Origin of the sequence: Burkholderia sp. Tr-862 (assembly GCF_011753085.1) — a bacterium.
Classification (GTDB): domain Bacteria; phylum Pseudomonadota; class Gammaproteobacteria; order Burkholderiales; family Burkholderiaceae; genus Burkholderia; species Burkholderia ambifaria.
On sequence record NZ_VWWG01000297.1, the window covers coordinates 1 to 3,786 of the forward strand.

6 protein-coding genes are annotated in these 3,786 nt (G+C 62.1%); 2 read left to right on the plus strand and 4 right to left on the minus strand.

Annotated features, from left to right (window positions below; translation table 11 throughout):
* The coding region (locus F3J14_RS34000; RefSeq protein WP_131932302.1) for an SDR family NAD(P)-dependent oxidoreductase at window positions 1-145 on the minus strand (145 nt) is incomplete at its 3' end.
* Window positions 146-308: 163 nt separating this feature from the next.
* Here F3J14_RS34000 and F3J14_RS34005 point away from each other — a divergent pair.
* Together F3J14_RS34005 and rlmJ are read left to right on the plus strand one after the other, a co-directional pair.
* Window positions 309-1,280, plus strand: a complete 972-nt coding sequence (locus F3J14_RS34005; protein ID WP_166726638.1) for an aldo/keto reductase — start codon at window positions 309-311, stop codon at window positions 1,278-1,280.
* Between the two features lie 111 nt (window positions 1,281-1,391).
* Window positions 1,392-2,237 (plus strand): 23S rRNA (adenine(2030)-N(6))-methyltransferase RlmJ, encoded by an 846-nt coding sequence (gene rlmJ, locus F3J14_RS34010; RefSeq protein WP_105789183.1) that lies wholly within the window; start codon window positions 1,392-1,394, stop codon window positions 2,235-2,237.
* 15 nt (window positions 2,238-2,252) lie between these two features.
* Here rlmJ and F3J14_RS34015 read toward each other — a convergent pair whose 3' ends face one another.
* The 3 genes from F3J14_RS34015 to cueR form a co-directional block, all read right to left on the minus strand.
* Complete coding sequence (locus F3J14_RS34015; protein WP_166726639.1) at window positions 2,253-2,621, minus strand: hypothetical protein; 369 nt, start codon at window positions 2,619-2,621, stop codon at window positions 2,253-2,255.
* Window positions 2,622-2,735: 114 nt separating this feature from the next.
* Entirely contained in the window at window positions 2,736-2,882 is a 147-nt protein-coding gene (locus F3J14_RS34020; protein ID WP_006478295.1) for a DUF3563 family protein, read from the minus strand.
* A gap of 216 nt (window positions 2,883-3,098) precedes the next feature.
* A complete protein-coding gene (cueR, locus tag F3J14_RS34025; RefSeq protein ID WP_166726640.1) occupies window positions 3,099-3,503 on the minus strand; it encodes a Cu(I)-responsive transcriptional regulator in 405 nt (134 codons plus the stop codon).
* Between the last annotated feature and the right edge of the window lie 283 nt (window positions 3,504-3,786).

Sequence of the window (3,786 nt, forward strand, 5' to 3'; positions counted from 1 at the left end):
CGGCAACCGCGTTCGCGCCGTCCTGGTTCAGGTCGGCGATCGCGACGGCCGCGCCCGCCTTGGCGAGCTCCAGTGCGATTTCCTTGCCGATGCCGCTTGCGGCGCCCGTGACGACTGCGGTCTTGCCGCTCAGATCTGCTGCCATGTCAGTCTCCTTCCTTTATCGGATCGAAAAAGCGCCCCCCGCCGCATCCGCTTTCATCGCGTGGTCGTGCCGGCGGGCCAGCCGCTATTGTGCACGATCGGCCCCGCCGTTCGCGCGCAAAACGTCTAAGCTTAAGGTCGGTTCCGAGTCGCGGGAGATTCTCATGCACTATCGACGGCTAGGCCGCTCCGGCCTGCAGATCAGCGAGCTTTCGCTCGGCTCGTGGGTCACCTACGGCAACCAGGTCGATCAGCGGGCCGCCCGCGAATGCCTCGCGGCGGCCCGCGATGCGGGCGTCAATTTCTTCGACAACGCCGAGGTCTACGCGGGCGGCAAATCGGAGGAAATCATGGGCCAGGCGCTCAAGTCGCTCGGCTGGCCGCGCATCAGCTACCTCGTGTCCACGAAGTTCTTCTGGGGACTCGCGGAAGCCCCGAATCAGTACCACACGCTGAACCGGAAATATCTGCTGCACGCGATCGACGGCTCGCTGCGCCGGCTGCAACTTGACTATGTCGACCTCGTCTACTGCCATCGCCCGGATCCGAACACGCCGATCGAGGAAACCGTCTGGGCGATGAGCGACATGATCGTGCGCGGCAAGGCGCTGTACTGGGGCACGTCCGAATGGAACGCCGACGAGATCCGCGCGGCGTACGAGATCGCCGAGCGGCACCATCTGCACAAACCGGTCGTCGAGCAGCCGCAGTACAACCTGTTCCACCGTACCCGGGTCGAGCGGGAATACGCGCGACTCTACGACGACTACGGCCTCGGCCTGACGACCTGGAGCCCGCTTGCATCGGGGCTGCTCACCGGCAAGTACCGCAATGGCGTACCGCCGGGCAGCCGCGCGCAACTGCAGGGCTACGACTGGCTCCGCGACCGGCTGACGGACCCGACCAGCAACGAAGTGGTCGAACGGCTCGGCGGAATCGCGGCCGAACTCGGTTGCAGCACCGCCCAGCTCGCGATCGCGTGGGTACTCGCGAATCCGCGCGTGAGTTCGGTCATTACGGGCGCCTCCCGGATCGAGCAGATCGGCGACAACATGCGCGCGCTCGACGTTGTCGCAAAGCTGACGCCGGAGGTCAAGGAACGCATCGAGGAGGCCGTCGGCGACGCATACGAGTAAGGCGACTCACGTCCACTCGCGTACAATACGCGGCCGCATTGGGGCACGGCCCGACGGCCGCGCGCAATCGTCCGTTTTCATCGATTCATCTTTCGTTTCAGGCAGCCAGCCATGCTCAGTTATCGTCACGGTTTTCACGCAGGCAACCACGCGGACGTGCTCAAGCACGCCGTCGTCGTCCAGCTGCTGCGCTACCTGAACAAGAAAGACAAGTCGTACTGGTACATCGACACGCACGCCGGCGCCGGCGTGTATTCGCTGCGCGAGGGTTATGCGGCCAAGACGGGGGAATTCGACACCGGCATCGGTCCGTTGTGGAACGACAAGAACCTGCCTGAGGCGCTCGGCGATTACATCGACGAGGTGCGCGCGCTGAACGACGACGGCGAGCTGCACTACTATCCGGGCTCGCCGTATCTTGCATGGCGCGCGATGCGCGAGCAGGACCGGATGCGCCTGTTCGAAATGCACACGACGGAAATCGACGTGCTGCGTCACAACTTCCGCGATGCCGGGCGACGCGCGATGATTTTCGCCGGTGACGGCTTCGAGGGCATCAAGGCGCTGCTGCCGCCGCCGCCGCGACGCGCGCTCGTGCTGATCGATCCGTCCTACGAGGACAAGAAAGATTACGCGCGCACGGTGGCCTGCGTAACGGAATGCCTGAAGCGTTTCGCCACTGGGTGTTACGCGATCTGGTATCCGCAGGTTGCGCGGGTGGAGTCGCAGCGTTTTCCTGAACAGCTCAAGCGCCTTCAGCCGAACAACTGGCTGCACCTGACGTTGACGGTATCGAATCCGCCGGCCGATGGCCTGGGACTTTACGGCAGCGGAATGTTCATCCTGAATCCGCCGTACACGCTCGCACAGAGCATGAACGAAGCGCTGCCCTATCTCGTCGAACGCCTGGGACAGGACAGCGGCGCCCGGTGCGAGATCGAGCACCGCGGGAACTGAGCGGGCGGCGTGCCGTTACGGTTGCAGTCGCGGGGTGGGTTGTGGCTGATTCGCAGGCGACGCACCCCAGCCCGGCACATTGATATACGGCGCGACGAACAACGGGACCGACGAATTCGGCCCCTGCCCGGCCGACGTTCGCATGCCCGCGGGTTCGACAATCGGCTCGGACGATAACGGCGCCGTTTGCAACACCAGGCCGCCCTTGCCATCCTGGATCCCGCGTTGCGTATCGAGAATCAGCGGCTTGGACGAAGTCGCCGCACCGGCCACGATGCCATGAACGAGCACCGCAGCGCCCAGAACGAGACGCGCACGGGAAGCGTGATGCACATCGAGACGCAAGCGCATGGTCGTAATCTTCCGGTTGAAAAGCAGGTCCATACCATAGCGCTGCGCAGACGATTTCGCCAGATCCGGCGTACAAAAAAACAAAGCCCCGTCAATACGGGGCTTGCTTTTCGTTCGGTGCCACACGGCACCTGACGGTGACTCCGATTACAGCGAGTAGCCGTTGGTCTCGAGCGAACGAATGCGGCTCTCGAGTTGGACGATATCCGACGACGTAGCGAGGTAAGCCTCACGGCGCTCACGCTCTGCGGATTCGAACCAGTTGCTCAGCTTTTCGACGATGTAGGCGATCATGACGTTCTCCAAGGAAGGGGGAACCCTGGCGAATTCGAGATTCAGGGATTTCCCGTATAGGGTTATCCCGAATTATAGCGATGCCGCACCAAGATGCTAGTGAAATGCTTGCATGGAAGCCATTCCAATTCGGAATGGTTTGTGAAGCATCTGCGTCAACCCACTGATTTATAAGGATATTGAATTGAGGCCCCTCTCCGGCCTCGAGCACGCGCACTAATCTGGTTCACCGACCGGGCCAGCCAGACGCGCCAAGATCGGGCATTCTGGACGTCCGTCACCATGGCAGTGCGCGGCGAGGTCGGCGAGCGTATTGCGCATGTCGCTCAATTCCGCGATGCGCTTGTCGAGTTCGGCCACGTGTTCGAGGGCGATCGACTTCACTTCGGCGCTGGCGCGGGAGCGGTCTTGCCAGAGCATCAGCAATTTGCGGATATCCTCGACGAGAAAGCCGAGCCGCCGTGCCTGGCGGATGAAACGCAGGATATGGACTTCGTCCGAACCGTAGATCCGGTATCCGGCGTCGCTACGCTTGCTCGGCGCAAGAAGGCCGACCTGTTCGTAGTACCGGATCATTTTTGCGCTGACGCCGGATTCGCGCGATGCGTCACCGATATTCATTCGCTGCCCTCTCTCCATGAAGCTCTGGTCGAACACGAACGTCGATACACGCAGCTGTCGACGACACTTCGATCGTATCAAATCGCGTGATTTCGTTCCGACGTGGGCGATGACGGCAGGATCGACATCGATGAGGTTCTTGTCTCGCTGCCATCGCCTTTCCGGCGCCACAAATGCAAAAACCCCCGCCTTTCGGGCGGGGGTTTCTGGCTTAGGGAGCCTGACGATTACCTACTTTCACACGGGAATCCGCACTATCATCGGCGTAGAGTCGTTTCACGGT

Excerpts from the sequence above, each read along its gene's own strand:
- F3J14_RS34020 (WP_006478295.1), bottom strand. The coding sequence starts at position 2,882 with ATGATCGCCTACATCGTCGAAAAGCTGAGCAACTGGTTCGAATCCGCA.
- F3J14_RS34005 (WP_166726638.1), top strand. The coding sequence starts at position 309 with ATGCACTATCGACGGCTAGGCCGCTCCGGCCTGCAGATCAGCGAGCTT.
- rlmJ (WP_105789183.1), top strand. The coding sequence starts at position 1,392 with ATGCTCAGTTATCGTCACGGTTTTCACGCAGGCAACCACGCGGACGTG.
- cueR (WP_166726640.1), bottom strand. The coding sequence starts at position 3,503 with ATGAATATCGGTGACGCATCGCGCGAATCCGGCGTCAGCGCAAAAATG.
- F3J14_RS34015 (WP_166726639.1), bottom strand. The coding sequence starts at position 2,621 with ATGGACCTGCTTTTCAACCGGAAGATTACGACCATGCGCTTGCGTCTC.